Origin of the sequence: Oscillibacter sp. (genome assembly GCF_028693505.1) — a bacterium.
Classification (GTDB): domain Bacteria; phylum Bacillota; class Clostridia; order Oscillospirales; family Oscillospiraceae; genus Oscillibacter.
On sequence record NZ_JAQUVF010000031.1, the window covers coordinates 1 to 18,347 of the forward strand.

General features: G+C 58.3%; 16 protein-coding genes. 9 read left to right on the forward strand and 7 right to left on the reverse strand.

The genetic code is table 11. The features are described 5' to 3' along the window. The first annotated feature begins 112 nt into the window (after positions 1 to 112). The 7 genes from PHI30_RS08960 (at position 113) to PHI30_RS08990 (ending at position 8,993) form a co-directional block, all read left to right on the forward strand. Positions 113 to 1,174 (forward strand): GHKL domain-containing protein, encoded by a 1,062-nt coding sequence (locus tag PHI30_RS08960; RefSeq protein ID WP_300026785.1) that lies wholly within the window; start codon positions 113 to 115, stop codon positions 1,172 to 1,174. Between the two features lie 103 nt (positions 1,175 to 1,277). After that, positions 1,278 to 1,529 (forward strand): hypothetical protein, encoded by a 252-nt coding sequence (locus PHI30_RS08965; RefSeq protein WP_300026787.1) that lies wholly within the window; start codon positions 1,278 to 1,280, stop codon positions 1,527 to 1,529. Between the two features lie 16 nt (positions 1,530 to 1,545). Beyond that, the gene (locus PHI30_RS08970) at positions 1,546 to 1,890 is read left to right on the forward strand and encodes a hypothetical protein (protein ID WP_300026790.1); all 345 of its coding nucleotides are present in this window, start codon (positions 1,546 to 1,548) and stop codon (positions 1,888 to 1,890) included. A 31-nt stretch (positions 1,891 to 1,921) separates the two neighbouring features. After that, on the forward strand, positions 1,922 to 2,215 hold the full coding sequence (locus PHI30_RS08975; protein WP_300026793.1) for a hypothetical protein: 294 nt from the start codon (positions 1,922 to 1,924) through the stop codon (positions 2,213 to 2,215). 42 nt (positions 2,216 to 2,257) lie between these two features. Further along, complete coding sequence (locus PHI30_RS08980; RefSeq protein WP_300026796.1) at positions 2,258 to 4,021, forward strand: ABC transporter ATP-binding protein; 1,764 nt, start codon at positions 2,258 to 2,260, stop codon at positions 4,019 to 4,021. Then, positions 4,011 to 5,645, forward strand: a complete 1,635-nt coding sequence (locus PHI30_RS08985; RefSeq protein ID WP_300026799.1) for an ABC transporter ATP-binding protein — start codon at positions 4,011 to 4,013, stop codon at positions 5,643 to 5,645. The genes PHI30_RS08980 and PHI30_RS08985 overlap by 11 nt, the downstream gene beginning before the upstream one ends. A 297-nt stretch (positions 5,646 to 5,942) precedes the next feature. Further along, the gene (locus PHI30_RS08990) at positions 5,943 to 8,993 is read left to right on the forward strand and encodes an EAL domain-containing protein (RefSeq protein ID WP_300026802.1); all 3,051 of its coding nucleotides are present in this window, start codon (positions 5,943 to 5,945) and stop codon (positions 8,991 to 8,993) included. Positions 8,994 to 9,104: 111 nt separating this feature from the next. Here PHI30_RS08990 and PHI30_RS08995 read toward each other — a convergent pair whose 3' ends face one another. Further along, on the reverse strand, positions 9,105 to 9,539 hold the full coding sequence (locus PHI30_RS08995; RefSeq protein WP_300026804.1) for a hypothetical protein: 435 nt from the start codon (positions 9,537 to 9,539) through the stop codon (positions 9,105 to 9,107). Between the two features lie 165 nt (positions 9,540 to 9,704). Here PHI30_RS08995 and PHI30_RS09000 point away from each other — a divergent pair, with 165 nt between their 5' ends. Further along, entirely contained in the window at positions 9,705 to 10,175 is a 471-nt protein-coding gene (locus PHI30_RS09000) for a TspO/MBR family protein (RefSeq protein WP_300026806.1), read from the forward strand. Here the strand turns inward: PHI30_RS09000 and yfcE are convergent. The 6 genes from yfcE to PHI30_RS09030 all read right to left on the reverse strand — a co-directional run bounded on the left by yfcE (position 10,147) and on the right by PHI30_RS09030 (position 17,085). After that, positions 10,147 to 10,716 carry a phosphodiesterase gene (yfcE, locus tag PHI30_RS09005; protein WP_300026809.1) on the reverse strand — a complete coding sequence of 190 codons (570 nt, stop codon included), beginning with the start codon at positions 10,714 to 10,716 and terminating at the stop codon, positions 10,147 to 10,149. The genes PHI30_RS09000 and yfcE overlap by 29 nt on opposite strands. Positions 10,717 to 10,770: 54 nt before the next feature. After that, a complete protein-coding gene (gene mnmA / locus PHI30_RS09010; RefSeq protein WP_300026812.1) occupies positions 10,771 to 11,889 on the reverse strand; it encodes a tRNA 2-thiouridine(34) synthase MnmA in 1,119 nt (372 codons plus the stop codon). A 306-nt stretch (positions 11,890 to 12,195) separates the two neighbouring features. Continuing rightward, positions 12,196 to 13,128 (reverse strand): cysteine synthase A, encoded by a 933-nt coding sequence (gene cysK, locus PHI30_RS09015; RefSeq protein ID WP_300026814.1) that lies wholly within the window; start codon positions 13,126 to 13,128, stop codon positions 12,196 to 12,198. 191 nt (positions 13,129 to 13,319) lie between these two features. Then, positions 13,320 to 13,739 carry an Rrf2 family transcriptional regulator gene (locus PHI30_RS09020; RefSeq protein ID WP_300026817.1) on the reverse strand — a complete coding sequence of 140 codons (420 nt, stop codon included), beginning with the start codon at positions 13,737 to 13,739 and terminating at the stop codon, positions 13,320 to 13,322. Between the two features lie 198 nt (positions 13,740 to 13,937). Further along, positions 13,938 to 15,143, reverse strand: a complete 1,206-nt coding sequence (locus tag PHI30_RS09025; protein WP_300026819.1) for an FprA family A-type flavoprotein — start codon at positions 15,141 to 15,143, stop codon at positions 13,938 to 13,940. Between the two features lie 31 nt (positions 15,144 to 15,174). Next, on the reverse strand, positions 15,175 to 17,085 hold the full coding sequence (locus PHI30_RS09030) for an acyl-CoA dehydrogenase family protein (RefSeq protein WP_300026822.1): 1,911 nt from the start codon (positions 17,083 to 17,085) through the stop codon (positions 15,175 to 15,177). Positions 17,086 to 17,396: 311 nt separating this feature from the next. Between PHI30_RS09030 and PHI30_RS09035 the strand changes: the two genes are divergently transcribed. After that, positions 17,397 to 17,903, forward strand: a complete 507-nt coding sequence (locus PHI30_RS09035; RefSeq protein ID WP_300026825.1) for a hypothetical protein — start codon at positions 17,397 to 17,399, stop codon at positions 17,901 to 17,903. Positions 17,904 to 18,347 lie beyond the last annotated feature (444 nt).

An 18,347-nucleotide genomic window follows, 5' to 3' on the forward strand; every position in this document is an offset into this window, starting at 1 on the left:
CAACATACCACGGTTCTTTCAGATTGAGGGAACCAGCTATCATGTCTGTGAATCCATTTACCATTTACAATCACCTGTACCAGTATAGCACAGACCTTTTCATCAACAAACTTTGGAGTTGAGCCTTACTTATTTTTTGGTGGATACCTCCCAGACCCTGCTGGTGCTGGCCGCCAGAGTGCCATCCACGCTGGGGGCACAGCTGCTGGGCTGGTCGGTGGACGCGGTGTTTTTGTGCGTGTATCTGCCGCTGGAGGCGGCGTTTATCTTCCTGTTCCGGCACTGGCTGCGGGATTATATTCTGACCTCGCTAAAGGCTTTCCGCACCCAGCTGCGCAGTCTGGCTATTTTTGCGGCGGTTTGTTACATCACCCTGCTTTTGCAGGTGCCCACCTGGGAGCCGTGGCCCGCCCTGACGATCTGGACGGGCGGCGGTGCGGTGGGCATGATCCTCTTTGTGCTCATGGGCTATGTGCTGGCCTTTCGGACGCTGCGCAGTCTGCTGGCGCAGGAGGCGGTGGAGAACTCCGCCCGCCAGCTGTCCGCGCAGATGGTGCTCTCCGAGCGGTACTATCAAACACTGCTGGAGCGGATTGAGCAGCTTCGCGTCCGGGACCATGACCTGCGCCATCATGTAAACGCCCTCTCCGGGCTTTGCTCCGCAGGCCAGTGGGACGACGTCTCCCACTATGTGGAGGGCATGAGCCGGGAGCTGCCAAAATCCATTCGCAAAAGCTATTGCGGAAACGCGGCGCTGGACGCCCTGCTGGGGCACTATGAGGAGCTGTGCACGGAGAAAAAGATCGGCTTTCGCACGCAGGTGCGCCTGCCGGAGCTGGGACGCGTGGAGCCGCTGCACCTGTGCGTGATCTTTGGCAACGGTCTGCAAAATGCCGTGGAGGCGTCCACACGCCTGTGCGATGGGGCTGAGGGCTTTATCTCCGTTCGCGCCGTGGTGTCAGACCGGCGCATGGTCCTCTCCATCTCCAACCGCTTCTCCGGCGAGATGGCCCGCGACGAGGGCGGCGAGCCCATCAGTTCCAAAGAGGAGCCGGGCCACGGCCTCGGACTGCTCAGCATCCGGGAGACTGCCCGGCTGTACGGCGGCTGGTGCGGCGTCACGGCGGAGGACGGCGTGTTTACCCTCAACGTCACGCTTTCCCTTGATTCCTGACGATTTCCACGAAAAAAGTGACGAATTCCACAACACCCCCTTTTGGGGGTTTTGTTTTGTTATGGTAGATTTGACAAAAAATCTTGGGGGTGTGGTGAGTGCAATGTCAGATTTTCCGAAGACGAAGCAGATCATCGGCTTTACGGACGCGGGACAGCCGCTGGTGCTGCCGGATTACAGCTGCGGACAATTCAGTCCCGGTCAAAGTCGGCTTCTGGAAAGTAAAACCTGCTGGTATTGCCGCTATGCGGACTTTCGCAAGACTGCGGACGTCATGCTGACCCAGAGTATCTGCCGATGCGAGCAAAAACGTGTGCACGTGATTCAGGGAAACAAAAACGAAGGTTTGAAATAAAAGGGAAGATTCGGATATGTTTCAAAAAGAAAATTCACGCCTTACCGCCGTCAAACAGGCGCGCCCCTGTTTGCAAAGGGTAAATGCGGCGCTGGAGACCGCGCTGCACCGTTACACGCCCCGGAGGATCGCCGCCTTGGCGATGAGCGTGTATATGCTGCTGACGATGCTGCCCGTGTCCGCGCTAGCGGCGGAGGAGGGCTGCAATCATCAGCATGACGCTGCCTGCTACCGCAGCGAGCTTTGCTGCGGCTTGGAGGAATCTGAAGGCCACACCCACGTGGAAGGCTGCGCACGGAACAACCTCTTATCGTCTTGCTACGGAGGAAGATGCAAAACAATGGAGGAAACAATGGGTTGAGGAATATGGACTGGCGCTTCCCTTCGAGGAATTGGAGCTGATTTTTCAATGGGATGTTGAGACGCAGGACTCCCTCGATATCGAATTTTGCGTGGGTGACAGCGCGGAGGAATGGATGGGCAAAATGCCGGACGAAGAAACGGGTGCGGAGGTATACTGGATAATCGCCGGGCAGGGAGCGCGCCACGACTATAAAACCTTTGAGGAGCTTACGACCGCAAAACTGTTTGACGGCCGAAGCCTGAAGGAAGTCTGGGGAGAGGCGAAGGTGCTCATCATCAATGAAGATTCGCCGGAGGATTGGCTGCGCTACTGTCGGCCATAGGGAAGGCCAACGAGGCCGTGGTGTGGAAAAGAGAGGAAGAGCGTGACAAGGACGAAAGAATGCAAACGCGTGGCGCAGCCGGAGCGCATCGGGTCCTACTTTCGGCTGGAGCTGTGGCCGCTGGCGGTGGTTACGGTATCGGGAATCTTGTATAACGCAGGCATGGTTGCCGGGCCCTATCTGGAAGGGCGCATGGCGCAGTGCCTGATGAACATCGAAAGCGGAGCGCAGACTCTCGCGGAGATGGTGACGCTGGCGGGCGCGTACCTGCTGGTGATCCTGAGCGTGCAGGGGATGCGCTGTCTCAAGCGGTTTTACGTGCGCCGTTTTGCCAACGACACCGGCCGCAACATGCGCCGAATGCTGTACAACGCGCTGGTGAATGAGAGTCGGGAGGAGCTGGAGAAGGAAAACCTTGGCGCCATGATGACCAAGGCGATGTCCGATGTGGATGCCTGCGTGGAGGGGATGCGAAAATTTACCACGGAGGTTTTTGACACCGGCGTGGTGCTGCTTGCCTATCTGGGCATGCTGTTCTATTATGACTGGCATCTGGCGCTGCTTTCCTGCGCCTTTACGCCGCCGGCGTATCTTGTCGCGGGGCGGCTGAAGGGCCTTGTCACCCGATACGCTAGCGCTTACAAACAAAGCGCGGGGAAAATGACCGGCGCCACCATGGACCGGGTGTCCAACGCGCTGACCTACCGCGTGTACGGCTGCGAGGATAGCCGCGACGCGGCCTATGAAGCGGCGCTGTCCGACTATGAAAGATGTGCGGTGGCAGCCAACCTTTGGGAGGGCACCATGCAGCCGCTCTACAACGTCATCTCCATGTGCGGAGCGGTCTTTATTTTGTATCTGGGCGGGAAAAACGTCTTGGGCACAGGCTGGGCGGACTGGAACATCGCGGCGTTCACAACCTTTCTCTCCTGCTTTGCAAGGCTGGCACTGAAATCCGCCAAGGCGTCCAAGCTGTTCAACTCCGTGCAAAAGGCGCAGGTCTCCTGGGGGCGGATTCAGCCGCTGATGAAAGCGTATGTGGAGCCTTCAACGGCTCTCCGGGCGGACGGTTCCAAGCCGGTGGAGCTGACGGTGTCGGACCTGTCCGTGGGCTGGCGGGGAAGTCCCCGGATTTTGCACGGACTTTCCTTCTCCGCCGCACCGGGGCAGATCATCGGCGTGACCGGCCCGGTGGCCTGCGGAAAATCCACCCTGGGCAAGGCGTTCATCGGCGAGGCGGCGTACAGCGGAAGTATTCGGGTGGGGGCGTGGGAGCTGAGGGACCTGAGCGCCTATGAGCGCAGTCGGCTCATTTCCTATCTGGGCCATGAACCGGAGCTGATGAGCGACAGCATTGCCGAGAATATCCGGCTGGGAGAGGACATGTCCCCGGAGGCATTTCTCCGGGCGGTGTGCCTTGGGGAGGAGACGGCGCAAATGCCCCAGGGCACCGAAACCTTTGTGGGCAGCGGCGGCGTGCGGCTCTCCGGCGGCCAGCAGGCGCGGCTTGCGCTGGCGCGGACCCTTTCTCACGGACGGCAGATCGTGATTTTGGACGACCCCTTTTCCGCAGTGGATCAAAAAACGGAGCGGGAGATTTTTTCTAAGCTTCGGATATGGTCCAAGGATCGCATTGTGCTGCTGCTCTCCCACCGGCTGTCCCTGTTTGGGGAGCTGGACGGCGTGTTGTTTTTGGATGGCGGGCAGGGCCTTTTTGGAACGCATGAGGAACTGCTTGCAAAGAGCGAGGCCTATGCGGCGCTTTGCCGTGCGCAGAGAGCGGGGGAAGAAGAGAATGAAACATAAAAGTGCGCTAGGCAGAGTGCTGCGCGGCACGGTCTCGACGAACAGGGCCATGGCACTTTTGACCGGCGGCATCATCCTCTTCTCCGTCGGCTGCGCCCTGCTTCCCCCACTGGTTTTGGAGCGGATCGTGGACGGTCTCGCGGCGGGAAAGCCCATTGCGCCGGGCTTGGCGCTGGCGTATTTTGGCGCGCTGGCCCTGTCCGGCTTTCTGGAGGCGGGAGAGAACCTGATGATCGTCATTTTCGGGCAGAAGGTCACCCATCGCCTGCGCAGCGAGCTGTGCGGCAAGCTGAAACGGCTGCCGGCGGCTTACTATACCCGCCATGAACCGGGGAAGATCACCTCCCGCTTTGTCAGCGACGTGGACGCGGTGGATTCCCTCTTTACCAACGGAATCATTGCCATGGCGGCGGACGGCTGCAAGGTGGTGAGCGTGCTGGCGGTCATTTTTTACAAGAGCACGGGCGTGGGCGTGCTGATGCTGCTGGTCACGCCGCTGCTGCTGGGGTTGACTCGGGCGTTCCAAAAACGGATGCTGCGCACGCAGCTCGCCAACCGCGCGGCGGTGGGCAAGGTCAACAATCACGTGCCGGAGACGATCAGGAATATCCGCATGATCCAAACAATTTTCTGCCAGCGCTACATGGAGCGCAAATATGACGGCTACATGGAAGAGAGCTACCGGGCCACCGAGCGGAGCAATTTTTACGATGCGGTGTATTCGCCCATCGTGGTGTGCATCAGCGCCTGCGTGATCGCGGGCATGATGGTCGGCGCCGCAGGCGGCACGCAGCAGATGTTCGGCATCTCCGTTGGCACGGCGGTGGCGCTGATCGCCTATGTGGGAAAGGTGTTTGAACCGCTGGAGAGCATCGGAATGGAGATTCAGAATATCCAGTCCGCGATAGCGGGGGTGAAACGGGTCAATGAATTTTTGGAGGAGCCGGAGAGAAGCGTGCCGGAGGGCGCACAGCGAAACTGCCAAAATGCCGGGCCCTGCGTCCGCTTTGACCACGTGGACTTTGGCTATGAGGAGGGGACGGCGGTGCTCCGGGACCTGAGCTTCTCCGTGGAACGGGGCGAAAACGTGACCTTTGCGGGACGGACGGGCGCGGGAAAGAGCACGGTGTTCCGGCTGCTGCTGGGCTTGTATGGCCCGTGTGCCGGGCGGGTTTTAATCAACAGTGTGGACGCCGCCGCCATTCCGGACGCGCAAAAACGAAAGCTTTTTGGCTATGTGGAGCAGGCGTTTCATCCCGTTTTGGGAACGGTGGCGGATCAGATCACGCTGTTTGACCCCGCCATTGACCGCGAGGGGACAGAGCGGGCCGCGAAGCTCGTGGGACTGCACGAAAAAATTTTGACGCTGCCGGAGGGCTATGACACAAGCATGGCGCAGGCGGCCTTCTCGCAAGGGCAGCTCCAGCTGCTCTCCATCGCCCGGGCCATTGCCGCCGAACCGGAAATTCTGCTGCTGGACGAGATCACCGCGAATTTGGACAGCGAGACCGAAAGAAAGATTTTGGACGCGCTGGAAAGCGCGGGACGGGGGCGGACCGTGCTCTCCATTTCCCATCGCCTGCCCCAGCGCTCCGGCGGCCGGCTGATCGAGATCGGCTTCTGACGAGAGAGAACGCACGGAGGAGCAAACAGCTCTCTGAAAAAGTCGGTAAACGACCGGAAAAGGAATTAAAGCGCAGTATTTGCCACCAAAAAAGTGATAGAAAACAAACAGCCGGTCATATGGAAGCTTGTATTTTCATAAAATGAGGAGTATAATTAAAAAATATATTATTAGGCAATTTGTGGAAATTTTGCGGCAAATGCACGCCGAGAGACCGGGCCGCGCCGCTGCTTTCCGGATTCGCCGCAGAGCGAGCCGTTGTGCCCCGGAAAATCCTATTTCAGAAAGGAACGCCAAATGCCATCCAGAAAAACTGTCCTGATCGTGGAGGATTCCCCGGTCAACCGGAAGTTCCTGGCAAAGCTGCTGTCACCGGAATATGAGATCCTCGAGGCCGAAAACGGGCAGGAGGGTCTTGATTTGCTGCGGCTGCACAGCGCTGTGATTTCCGGCGTACTGCTGGATTTGAATATGCCGGTGCTGGATGGCTTTGGATTTCTGGAGGCGGTTGCGGACAAGACGGAGTACAAGAGTATTCCGGTGATCGTGGTTACGGAGAACACCGTCCTTGAAGCGGAGCACCGCGCCCTGAATCTGGGGGCGTGGGATTTTGTGACGAAGCCCTATGACGGAGAGATTTTAAAATTCCGGCTGCGCAACGCCATTGAGCGCAGCCAGCTTTTTGCGCTCTCTCAGCTGAAATATCTTGCGGAATACGACCCGCTGACGGGGATTTACAATCAGAGAAAGTTTTTTCAGGCCACCCGGGAAATGCTGCTGGCAGACCCCGCGGAGCAGTATGTCTTTGTGCGCATTGATATTGACCGATTCCAGCTGGTCAATTCCTTCTTTGGACAGGATGAGGGCGATAAGCTCCTCTGCCACTTGGCCAACAGCCTGAAAATAGAGGATGGGGGACAGCCCTATATCTATGGCCGAATGGAGGCGGACGTGTTCGCAGCTTGCTTTACCTACCGGACGAGGGAGGCGGTTTTGCAAAAGCTGGAACAGTTTAAGGAGCAGATCAGGGCCTATAACCGCGATATTGACATTGTGCCGGTCTTTGGCGTGTACTTTTTGGAGGACACATCCATGCCGGTCGACGAGCTGCTGGACCGGGCGGCGCTGGCCGCGAAGTCCCGCAAGGGAAATCATGTGGATACCATCGGAATCCATTGCCCTGAAATGCACCGGAAATTGGAGCAGGAACAGCAGGTGGTTAAGGAAATGTCCGCCGCGCTGGCGGAAAACCAGTTCATTCTCTACCTGCAGCCCAAATACGCGCTGGAGGACAATACGCCCTCCGGGGCGGAGGCGCTGGTGCGGTGGAACCATCCCACCAAGGGCGTGATTTTTCCGGATGCGTTCATTCCCGTATTTGAAAAGAACGGCTTCATTTCCAAGCTGGATCTTTACGTATGGGAGTCGGTCTGCCGCCTTCTGCAAAAATGGATGCGCAGCGGGATTTCCCCTGCGCCAATCTCGGTGAACATCTCCCGGGTGGATCTGTATAATCCGAAAATCGTGGAAATGCTCAGCGAATTGGTGAAAAAGTACGACGTTCCTCCGGAGCTGCTGCAATTGGAGCTGACGGAGAGCGTGTACATGGATAATCCGCAGATGATGCAGCAGATTGTGGACCAGATGCACAGCGCCGGCTTTACCGTGATGATGGATGACTTTGGGAGCGGCTTTTCCTCCTTGGGGGTTCTCAAGGACATCAATGTGGATATTCTCAAAATCGACATGCGGTTCTTTGAAAACACAAAAATTCTGGGCCGCGGAGAAAATATCATTGCCGCCGTCATTCGCATGTCCAAGTGGCTGAATATTCCAACGGTTGCCGAGGGCGTGGAGCAGCGGGAGCAGGTGGAATTTTTAAACAGCGTGGGCTGTGACTACGTGCAGGGGTTCTCCTTCTCGAAGCCACTGCCGGTAGAGGTGTATGAACAGCAAGCCCTGCAAAAGCGTCAGGCGGAGTCCGTCCGCCCCCTTGCCCAGCCGGATATCAGTCTGGATAAGCTCTGGAGCTCCGAGCCGGAGATGAAGCTGCTCTTTTCCGATGCAACGCAGGCCTACGGAATTTTTGAATGCGATGGCCGGAGCATGGAGATTCTGCGCGTCAACAAGGCGTTCAACAAGCTGTTTGGATGCAGCGGCGAGGCGGTGTATACCGCGTTTGCCGACACGGTTCTGGGGGAGGACTATCCCCGGGTAGTTTCTGCCGCCGCCCGCTGCGCGCAGACGCAGAGCCCGGAATCCTGCGTGTACCGCCGGAATTACGCGGAGGGCGAAATCCGGTGGATCGAGATGAGACTGCAATACGTGCGAAGGGTCGGCGGGAAGGATATCCTGTTGGGAAGCCTTTCGGACAGCATTGCGCAGAAAGAGACGGAGCAAAAGTACCTGAGCACACTGTTTCGGATTTCGGATGAAAAGCGCTTTACCATGGAACGCGCGGTTACCCTGCCGGATTTGCAGCTGCTGCTGTCCTTCATGGAGTCCATTTTTGACACGGTCCGCCTTGTCGATCCGGAAAAGGCCGCGCTGGTCGGGATAACGGAGAGCGGGCAGCTGGAATACAAACCCTATACCTGCTTTCAAATCTGGAAGCGGGACGGCTGCTGCGACCCCTGTATCAGTCTGCGCGCCGCCGAGGGGTGCTGTCAGACCAGCAAATATGAGCATTTTGAAAATGACGTCTTTTACGTGGTTTCCAATCCAGTTTTGGTATTCGATGGAGAGGGAGAGCGGCAGCTGGTGGTGGAGCTTATCAGCCATGTTTCCAACAAAACGGCCATGAACCGGACCACCGGAAAATCCATCGATCAACTGATTGAGGAAACGCGCCTGAAAATTTATACCGACGAGCTGACGGGGGCCTATAACCGCCGCTATCTCAATGAGTTTTTGTTCCTCCAGACGGACGTTGCGGTCCGGCTGGCGCTGGTGATGCTGGACCTGCGAAGCTTTAAACAAATCAATGACCGGATGGGGCATGCCGCCGGAGACGAGGTGCTGCGTCAGGTGACGAAAAAGCTTGCCGGCGTCCTGCGGCACAGCGATTCCGTCGTCCGATACGGGGGCGACGAATTTGTCGTTACGCTGACCCACTGCACCGAGGAACAGGCGCAAGCCGCCATTGGAAGAATGCGCAAGGCGGTTGAGACCATTCCGTGCGCGTGCGTGGGCACCGGCTTTGTCCAGGCGGACTTCGGCTATGCGTATCTCGAAAATTTTGAACGCAAACCGGAAGTTCTTTTAAGCCTGCTCCGCACCGCGGATCAGGCAATGTACGTTGAAAAAGCGCGGGCAAAGAATCGAAGTGCAGGAAGGAATCGCTGCTGAGACCGGGGCGGTCCATTCCGGAAATACAACGCGGGCGCAGGAATGGCGCGACGACGCAACAAAAAGGCTCCGCTGTGATCTTGGATCGCAGCGGAGCCTTTCATTAACGCGTTATAAATAGGGCCGCAGATCGGCTGAGAGCTTTTCTTCTGTCTTTATCAGCTCGGTGCAAAGCCCTCTGGCCGTTTGGTCGGCAGCTTTGTATTGATTCAAATACCGATGCAGAGATTTAACGCCCATGTTGCAGCCGTCGGTGATCAGATCCGCTGCGGTAGCGTCGCTCTCCTCCATCCCCATTTTCCAGTTGGTTTTCACCCAGGACATCCCCTTTGCCATGGGGCTGGGGTTTTTTTCCTGGCTGCCGTTTTCCACAAGCAGACTGTGAATCCTGTTTCCAAGCGCTTCGTGGCGGCGCTTGCTCTCGTCCAGAAGCGCCTTTACCGTTTGATCGCACACTTTGTCCAGCACTTCATCAATGGAAGCAACAGCCATCTTGGTCCCGGCGTCGCACTCTTGAAGCAGCTTTACCGTATCGGAATTTTCCATGAAATACCCTCCTGTCAGATTGATTGCATAAATGGGGGACTGCGGCATAGTTTACACCAGCGTATTCCGCCTTGAAAATGGGAAAGCCCACCTCTTGCGGCGCAAGGTAGTGTTTCCCGTTGCGGAGGGTTTATGTGTATGCCCAGCTGTTTAGGAGGGATTTTTTTGAAGATACATTGGAAAACGCTGCTTGCTTGCATCCTGCTTCCGGTGGCGACAGGCGCGGTGGCCGGCGGATTGACAAGAGGCAGCATGGAGACCTTTCGCAACCTCAACCAGCCGCCGCTGTCTCCGCCGGGATGGCTGTTTCCTGTGGTGTGGACGATACTTTATGTTCTGATGGGGCTTGCCTCCTATCTGGCAATCACATCGGATGCCCCGCAGGAGCAGATCACGGCAGCCTTAAAAATCTACGGGCTGCAGCTGGCGGTAAATTTTTTCTGGAGCCTTCTCTTTTTTAACCTTGGGCGATACTGTCTGGCCTTTTTCTGGCTGCTGCTTTTGTGGGTGCTGATTAGCATCAACTTGGCACAGTTCCGCGCTGTCACGCCCAAGGCGGCATGGCTGCTGGTCCCTTATCTCGGCTGGGTGAGCTTTGCCGGATATCTCAATCTTTCAATTTGCCTGCTGAATTGAGGGAGAGGGGCTGAAAGGTCTCGCCGCTGGAAAGGCGGTGCCAGAGGAAAACGCCGTTTTCCATGGTCAGGTAGCTCTGGGGCGTGCCCTCCTTGGGAAGGGACAGGGAGCCGGGATTCAGATAGGTGAATGTGCCGCAGTCCTGCCGGACCGGAAGATGGGTGTGTCCGCACACCAGATAGTCCCCCTTGCGCAGCGGCGGCGGATTGTCCGGACCGCAGGCGTGGCCGTGGGTGGCGAACAGCGTCAAGGCGTCCACGGCGAGAAAGCAGGATTCCGCCAAAATGGGGAAGTGCAGGACCATTTGATCCACGTCGGCGTCGCAGTTGCCCCGGACGCAGATCAGATGCTCGGCGGCGTCGTTGAGCAGCGCGATGACGGCAGGGGGATCGTATCCCTCCGGCAGCGGATTTCGCGGCCCGTGATAGAGAAGGTCGCCCAGCAGCACCAGCCTGTCCGCCTGTTCACGGCGGAAGGCGTCCAGCAGGCGGCGGCAGCAGGGAGCGGACCCGTGCAGGTCCGATGCGATCAGCAGTTTCATAGAAGTGGCTCCTTTGATGGAATGCTCCCATTTTACCGCCGGAAACCGAGAAAATCAATCCCCCTGCACGGGGTGGCGATCTGTCTCGTCCGGCGGCAGGACCCGCGAAATCGTGCCGCCTCCCAGCACGATTTCCCCGTCATAAAGGACCACTGCCTGCCCGGGGGTGATGGCCCGCTGGGGAGAATCGAAGCGGAGGAGGACCGTCCCGTCCTCTCCGGGTTCCGCCGTGGCGGGACACGCCCGCTGCCGGTAGCGGATCTTGGCTGTGACGCGGCGGGGACCCGTCAAGGCGTCAATGGCGCCCCAAACCCAGTCGTCCGATAGCAGGGCGCGGCTGTACAACGCCGCTTCCGGCCCCACGGTGAGGGCGTTGTCCACCATGGATTTTGCGCAGACATACAGCGGCTCTGCGGCAGAGAGAGAGAGTCCCTTGTGCTGCCCCACGGTGTAGCGCACCGCGCCGCGATGCTGCCCCAGAACCTGTCCCGTCTGGTCAAAAATTGGCCCCGGAACGGATAGTTGACCGGTATAGTGCTCTAAAAAGCCAGTATAATCACCGTTTGGAACAAAACAGATGTCCTGACTGTCATGCTTTCGGGCGTTGCAAAAGCCCTGTGCCTCGGCAATGGAGCGGACTTCGGGTTTTGTGAGACCACCCAGCGGAAAGAGCGTCTGGCGCAGTTGCTGCTGGGTCATGGAGGCGAGCACGTAGCTCTGGTCTCGGTCCGCGTCCACAGCCTTTCCCACTGCCAGCCGTCCGTTTTCTGGAATTTGAAAAATGCGGGCGTAGTGGCCCGTGGCGATATGGGAGATGCCAAGCTCTCTGGCCCGGTGGAGCAGAGCGCCGAATTTCAAATAGCGGTTGCAGTCGATGCAGGGGTTGGGGGTGTCTCCGCGGGCGTAGCTGGAAACAAACTTGTCCAAAACCTTTTGGGCAAAGACGTCTGAAAAGTTAAACACGTAGTAGGGGATGCCCAGCTTTCGCGCCACGCTGCGGGCGTCCTCCACATCTTCCAGCGCGCAGCAGGTGTGGCCTTTGCGGTCCACGGTCTCGTTTTGATAGAGCTTCATGGTCACCCCCACGCAGGAATACCCCTGCTGGCACAGCAGCCATGCCGCCACGCTGGAATCCACGCCGCCGCTCATGGCCACCAGAACGGTTTCTCCCATTGCATTGCGCTCCTTTTTTCATAAAAGTACGCGCGGGACAAAGGAATTTGTCCCGCGCGCGAGACTGTCAAAAAAGCCAATAGGCTTTTTTGACAAATGGCTTCGCTGCACTCTGCGCCTCATAGGTCCGCTTTCGGCGGACAATTCGACGCTCGCTTCGCGTAAAGTGTTTTCGCCCACGTACAAGCCGCAGCCGAAAACGAATTTTAGTTTTTTTGCCGCCTCGGTGGCAAACTCTGTGAGACTTTTTTGACGGCCTGACGGCGCACGGGACAAAGCTTTTTGTCCCGCGCGCCGTCAGAGGGTTCAATCCGCAAAGAGCGGGGTGGAAAGATAGCGGTCCCCGGTATCCGGCGCCAGCACCACAATGGTCTTGCCCCGGTTCTCCGGCCGCTTCGCCAGCTGGATGCCCGCCCACACGGCAGCGCCGGAGGAAATGCCGACCAGCACGCCCTCTGTGCGCCCCACGGCCCTTCCGGCGGCAAAGGCGTCGTCATTTTCCACGGGAATGATCTCGTCGTAGATATTCGTGTTCAGCACATCCGGAACAAAGCCCGCGCCGATGCCCTGAATTTTGTGAGGGCCAGAGACGCCCTTGCTCAAAACCGGGGAGGCGGCAGGCTCCACCGCCACCACCTTCACCTGCGGATTCTGCGCTTTCAGGTATTCCCCAACGCCGGTGATGGTGCCGCCGGTGCCAACACCGGCTATAAAGAAGTCCACCTGCCCGTCGGTATCCGCCCAAATCTCCGGCCCGGTGGCGGAGCGGTGGGCTGCCGGGTTGGCGGGGTTTTGAAACTGACCGGGCACGAAGCTGTCCGGCGTCTCCTTTGCCAGCGCCTCCGCCTTTGCGATGGCGCCCTTCATGCCCAAGGCGCCCTCCGTCAAAACCAGCTCCGCGCCGTAAGCCTTCATCAGCTGCCGCCGCTCCACACTCATGGTTTCCGGCATGACGATGAGGATGCGGTATCCCCGTGCCGCGGCCACGGCGGCAAGACCGATGCCGGTGTTGCCGGAGGTGGGCTCGATGATAACGGACCCGGCGTGCAAAAGACCCTTGGCCTCGGCGTCGTCGATCATGGCCTTGGCGACGCGGTCCTTGACGGAGCCTGCGGGGTTAAAGGATTCCAGCTTCACCAGAAGCCGGGCCTCCAGATGCTCCGCCGCCTCCAGACGGGTCAGCTCCAAAAGGGGGGTCTTACCGATCAGCTGATCGGCGGAAGTATAAATGTTGCTCATGATGTGCTCCTCTCAATACGTTTTTTTGATGGGACAACGATCAGCGGAGGCGACATCGAAAGAGGTTCATTACTGTGTTCATTTCTATTACCAACCTTATAAGTAGGTTAATAGGAATTATAAGCGGACGCCCAGCATTTGTCAAGGGCTTTTTATAAAAGGAGGCACGGCGGGCGGCGCAGGGCCGTTCTTCATGCCTCAGGTGGTGTGGGGCGCATCAGGTCCGCGATGGTAAAGCTGTCCAGATACTTGCCGATGAGCTGGTCCAGCCCGTCCCAAAGGGCGCGGGTCCGGCACTCGCCAGCCCGGGCGCAGGGAAGCGCGTCCTGACTGAGGCAGGAGACGGGGGCGAGGGAATCCTCGCTCAAACGGAGAATCTCGCCCACGGTATACGCCTCCGGCGGCCTTGTCAGCCGGTAGCCGCCGCCTTTGCCCCGCAGTCCGGTGAGAACGTTGGCCCGGACCAGGGACTTGAGCACGATCTCCAGATATTTTTCCGAAATCTCCTGACGCTCCGCAATTTCCTTCAGGGGAATATAGCCCTGTGACGGATGCTCGGCAAGATCGACCAGGACCCGGAGGGCGTAGCGGCCCTTTGTGGAAATCATCATGTGCGGTTCCTCCCAACTGGTTTTATGGTGCAACGCATCTGCATCGCAGCTGCGTTTGTCAACTGATGGTATTATACGTTGCGGGAGGGGGGAATGCAAGGCGCAAAACCACCCTTGCCGCCACGAACGCGTAAAAGTCCAAGGGGCGCGGCCCACCCGTTTCGGCGGACCGCGCCCCCTGCGGCGCTGTAAAAATGCTTACTTTTTCAGAACCGACGCGGCCACGGCGTCCGCCAGAGCGTCCATCTCGGAAAGATGCTCCTCCCGCAGGGCGGAGGTCAGCGTCATGCCTTCGTCCAGAAGGTCGATGTGCTTGAGACTCTCCAGAATTTCCCGCATCAGCGCGCCGGAGCGGGGCGCCCAGGAGCCGTTTTCCACAATCGCGCAGGTGCGGTTTTGCAGGTTCAGCGCCTTCATGTCCATGAGGAAGTTGTGCATAGGCGGGAAGATGCCGAGGTTGTAGGTAACGGAGGCCAGCACCAGATGGCTGTACTTGAAAAGTTCGGAGATGAGGTAGCTCACGTGGGTGGAGGAGACGTCGTAGAGCCGGGTGTTGGTGACGCCCCGCTCCGCCAGTTTGGCGGCGAGGACCTCGGCAGCGGCTTCCGTGTTGCCGTACATGGAGGCGTAGACGATCATAACGCCCTTCTCCTCCGGCTCGTAGGTGCTCCAGTGGACGTACTTATCCAGAATGTAGCCGATGTCCTCTCTCCACACCGGGCCGTGGAGGGGGCAGATGACCTTGATGTCAAGGCCGCCGGCCTTCTTCAGCAGTGCCTGCACCTGCGGGCCATACTTGCCCACGATGTTGGTGTAGTACCGGCGGGCGTCGTCCAGCCATTCCCGGTCGAAGGCGAACTCGTCGGCAAAGAGCTTGCCGTCCAGCGAGCGGAAGGAGCCGAAGGCGTCGGCGGAGAAGAGCACGCCGTCGGTGGTGTCGAAGGACACCATGGCCTCGGGCCAGTGGACCATGGGGGCGCTCACAAAGGCGATGGTGTGCTTGCCGAAGCACCGGCTCTCGCCCTCGTGGACCTCCTCCGCATGCTTCCCCAGCGAAAAGCCGAACTGGTGGAGCAGAATCACGGCCTTGGGCGAGGTGAGGACCTTCACGTCCGGCCAGCGCAGGAGAATTTCCTGAATGGAGGCGGCATGGTCCGGCTCCACATGGTTGATGATGAGATAGTCCAGCGTCCGACCGTCCAGCGCAAAGGTCACGTTGTCGAGAAACTGGCGGCCCACGGACCAGTCCGCGGTGTCGAAGAGGACGGTCTGTTCATCCAGCAGCAGATAGGCATTGTAGGAAACGCCGTGGTAAAGGGGATGGATATTCTCAAACAGAGCCAAACGGTGGTCGTTGGCGCCGACCCAGTAGAGATCGTCTGTGATGTTGCGAATGTTGTGCATGGTGATACCTCCTTCAATTCGTCCGACAGCTTTAGATGTCGATGGCAAGGAACTGATCCGCTGACTCGCCGCAGTGGGGGCACATCCAGCCCTCCGGCAGCTCGTAGAAGGCCGTGCCGGGGCGGACGTCGCTCTCCGGATCGCCCTGCAAGAGATCGTATTCATAGCCGCAGCCGTTGCAGATGTAGAGCTTGCGGGGCTGGGTGACCTTCTTTGCAACCGCCCGCTTCATCTTCACCATGGGGGGCGCGGCCTGCTTTTCGCCGGTGTCCAGCGCGGCAGTCAAAAGCGGCAGAATGTCCTTCACGTCGCCCACGATGCCATAGTCGCAGTTTTTGAAGATCTTGGCGTTGGGGTCCAGGTTGATGGCCACGATGGTGGAGGCCTCCTTGATGCCCTTGAGGTGCTGGCCCGCGCCGGAGATGCCGCAGGCGATGTAGAGATTGCCCCGGAACTTCTGCCCGGACATGCCCACGTAGCGGTCCAGCGGCAGATATTGCAGGGTCTCCGCCACAGGGCGGGAAGAGCCGATGGCGGCTCCCGCGGCCCTGGCAAGGTTTTCGATGAGCTTCATGTTCTCCTTGGGACCGATGCCCTTGCCCGCCGAAACCACCCGCTCCGCCTGGGCGATGGGGGTGTCCATGGGGATGCCCACGGTAAAGTCGTAGCCGTCTTTTTTCAGCGCCGCCACCAGCGCGTCCACCCGCTCCTGTGCGGTGCCGTCGGTGAGAATCTGCTTTTTGCGCACGCCGGTTTCCGGACCGTGCTTGACGCGCCCGGGGGCGTCGTCCGCCTTGGCGAGCTTACCCAGCACGTGGGAGGCGATGACCACCCGCTGAATCTCGTTGGTGCCCTCGTAAATGGTGGTGATCTTGGCGTCGCGGTACATCCGCTCCACCTCCATGCCCTTTAAGTACCCGGTGCCGCCGAAAATCTGGAGGGCGTCGTTGGTGACTTCCAGCGCGATGTCGGAGGCATACTGCTTGGCCATAGCGGATTCCATGCCGTAGGGCGCGTGGGCCTCCTTCAGGTCCGCCGCGCTGTATACCAGCAGTCGGGCGGCGCGGAGCTTGGTGGCCATGTCCGCGATCTTGAAGGCGATGGACTGCTGCTGGCAGATGGGGCGGCCGAACTGGACGCGCTCCTTGGAGTATTCCACCGCCGCTTCAAAGGCGCCCTGCGCAATGCCCAGCGCCTGGGCGGCAATGCCGATGCGGCCGCCGTCCAGCGTGGCCATGGCGATGTTGAATCCCTTGCCCAGCTGGCCCAGCAGGTTTTCCTTGGGTACCTTCACATTGTTGAACAGCAGCTCGCAGGTGGCGGAGGAGCGGATGCCCATTTTGTCGTAATGGTCGCCGAAGGCAAAGCCCTCCCAGCCCTTTTCCACGATAAAGACGGAAATGCCCTTGACGCCGATATCCGGCGTGGTGACGGCAAAGACCACGTAGGTGTCCGCCTCGCCGCCGTTGGTGATGAAAATTTTGTTGCCATTGAGCAGGTAGTAGTCCCCCATGTCCTCGGCGGTGGTCTCCGTACCGCCCGCGTCGGAGCCGGCGTTGGGCTCCGTCAGACCGAAGGCGCCGATCTTCCGCCCGGTGAGCAGGTCCGGCAGGTACTTTTTCTTCTGCTCTTCCGTGCCGTAGGCATAGATGGGCCACGTGCCAAGAGAGGTGTGGGCCGAGAGAATGACGCCCGCGCCGCCGTCCACCCGGGCAAGCTCCTCCACGGCGATAGCGTAGCTCAAAACGTCCAGCCCCGCGCCGCCGTACTTTTTTTCAAAGGGAATTCCCATCAGGCCCAGCGTCCCCATTTTCCGGACGGCTTCCCGGGGGAACTCATTGCGCTGATCCAGCGTGAAGGCCAGCGGCTTCACCTCCGTCTCGGCAAATTCACGCACCTTGGAGCGCAGGGCTTCCTGCGCCTGCGTCGTTTGATACATCATACCCGGTCCTCCTTGTTTTGAAATACGGCGTCCCATCCCTGGAATGCCGGTGTTGGTGATTTTATCTAAATTCTATCAGGAACTGCGCATTTAGCTGTCGCAAATGCACCACTTTTTTATTTTTGGCGCTTCGCATAAAAGGGTGGGGAAGGATTTGGAGAAACCGTTCAGACGCAAAGAAGGGCGGCGGTACGGGTATGCAAGACGCATTCCGCCCCGGCCATGCCGCGGTTGCCACAATGGTTTCGTGATGTTATAATCATCCATAATGGCGGCAAAGCGATGAAAGGGAAGTGAGAGGAGGATTTACTATGAAAAAATGGCTGGTTGCCGTGAGTTCGTTCGTACTCCTGCTGGCATTGACCGGCTGCGCCGACGCGGATACGGCGGCTCCGGATGCCAACCGACCCGATACGCCGCAAGCCGCATCGGATTCCGGCTCCGATCCGGAAAAGGCGGAGCCTGTCCTCATGGGAACAACGGAGACCTTCGAGGAGGGAGGGCTTGTTTTAGAGATTTCCAATGTCCGCGATGTGCGCACGGAAAGCAAGCTTGCTGAGGGGATCCAGCCTTATGAAGAAACCATATTTACCTGTTATCCGGGCGCAACGCTTACGGTTGTCAACGCGGGCATGAGTGATCCCTTTTATGCGGAAGATCATAAAGCGCACCCGGAGTGGGGGCTGTATGATATGGAAACCGATACCAGGACAAGGCTGACCGACGGAATGGAGCCGATCGTTCTCGATGAAACCACGGATGGGGTATTCAATTTAGAGGCCAGCCTGTTTGTGCTTTTGTTTGAATTTTCAGAGTAATCGGGCTGCATGGTTCCCGTTTTTCAAGCGAATGCGCAGCGCGGCTGATCGGGAGCCTGTGCGCCTTTGGCGTATACGGCGAAGTTGGAAGCAGCCGGAAAAATTAAAATATGGTATTTCATAAGGGCCTTGAGAAGTTAAAAATCCTGAAAAAGCGTTTATGCAGAAATGTTTTGGAGTGAAAGATATGGTTAACGAAAATATATATTGTCAGGTAAAAGCCACCTTTAAAAAGCGTGGTGTGCAGGTTTCTGAATACGATTTTTCCTTGTATGCAAAGATGTTTGAGATTCTTGTTGAAGTGACACATGAAAAACTTTGGCTCAACTCCAAAGTTTGTTGATGAAAAGGTCTGTGCTATACTGGTACAGGTGATTGTAAATGGTAAATGGATTCACAGACATGATAGCTGGTTCCCTCAATCTGAAAGAACCGTGGTATGTT

Excerpts from the sequence above, each read along its gene's own strand:
- PHI30_RS08965 (WP_300026787.1), top strand. The coding sequence starts at position 1,278 with ATGTCAGATTTTCCGAAGACGAAGCAGATCATCGGCTTTACGGACGCG.
- PHI30_RS08970 (WP_300026790.1), top strand. The coding sequence starts at position 1,546 with ATGTTTCAAAAAGAAAATTCACGCCTTACCGCCGTCAAACAGGCGCGC.
- PHI30_RS08985 (WP_300026799.1), top strand. The coding sequence starts at position 4,011 with ATGAAACATAAAAGTGCGCTAGGCAGAGTGCTGCGCGGCACGGTCTCG.
- PHI30_RS08990 (WP_300026802.1), top strand. The coding sequence starts at position 5,943 with ATGCCATCCAGAAAAACTGTCCTGATCGTGGAGGATTCCCCGGTCAAC.
- PHI30_RS08995 (WP_300026804.1), bottom strand. The coding sequence starts at position 9,539 with ATGGAAAATTCCGATACGGTAAAGCTGCTTCAAGAGTGCGACGCCGGG.
- yfcE (WP_300026809.1), bottom strand. The coding sequence starts at position 10,716 with ATGAAACTGCTGATCGCATCGGACCTGCACGGGTCCGCTCCCTGCTGC.
- mnmA (WP_300026812.1), bottom strand. The coding sequence starts at position 11,889 with ATGGGAGAAACCGTTCTGGTGGCCATGAGCGGCGGCGTGGATTCCAGC.
- cysK (WP_300026814.1), bottom strand. The coding sequence starts at position 13,128 with ATGAGCAACATTTATACTTCCGCCGATCAGCTGATCGGTAAGACCCCC.
- PHI30_RS09020 (WP_300026817.1), bottom strand. The coding sequence starts at position 13,739 with ATGATGATTTCCACAAAGGGCCGCTACGCCCTCCGGGTCCTGGTCGAT.
- PHI30_RS09025 (WP_300026819.1), bottom strand. The coding sequence starts at position 15,143 with ATGCACAACATTCGCAACATCACAGACGATCTCTACTGGGTCGGCGCC.
- PHI30_RS09030 (WP_300026822.1), bottom strand. The coding sequence starts at position 17,085 with ATGATGTATCAAACGACGCAGGCGCAGGAAGCCCTGCGCTCCAAGGTG.
- PHI30_RS09035 (WP_300026825.1), top strand. The coding sequence starts at position 17,397 with ATGAAAAAATGGCTGGTTGCCGTGAGTTCGTTCGTACTCCTGCTGGCA.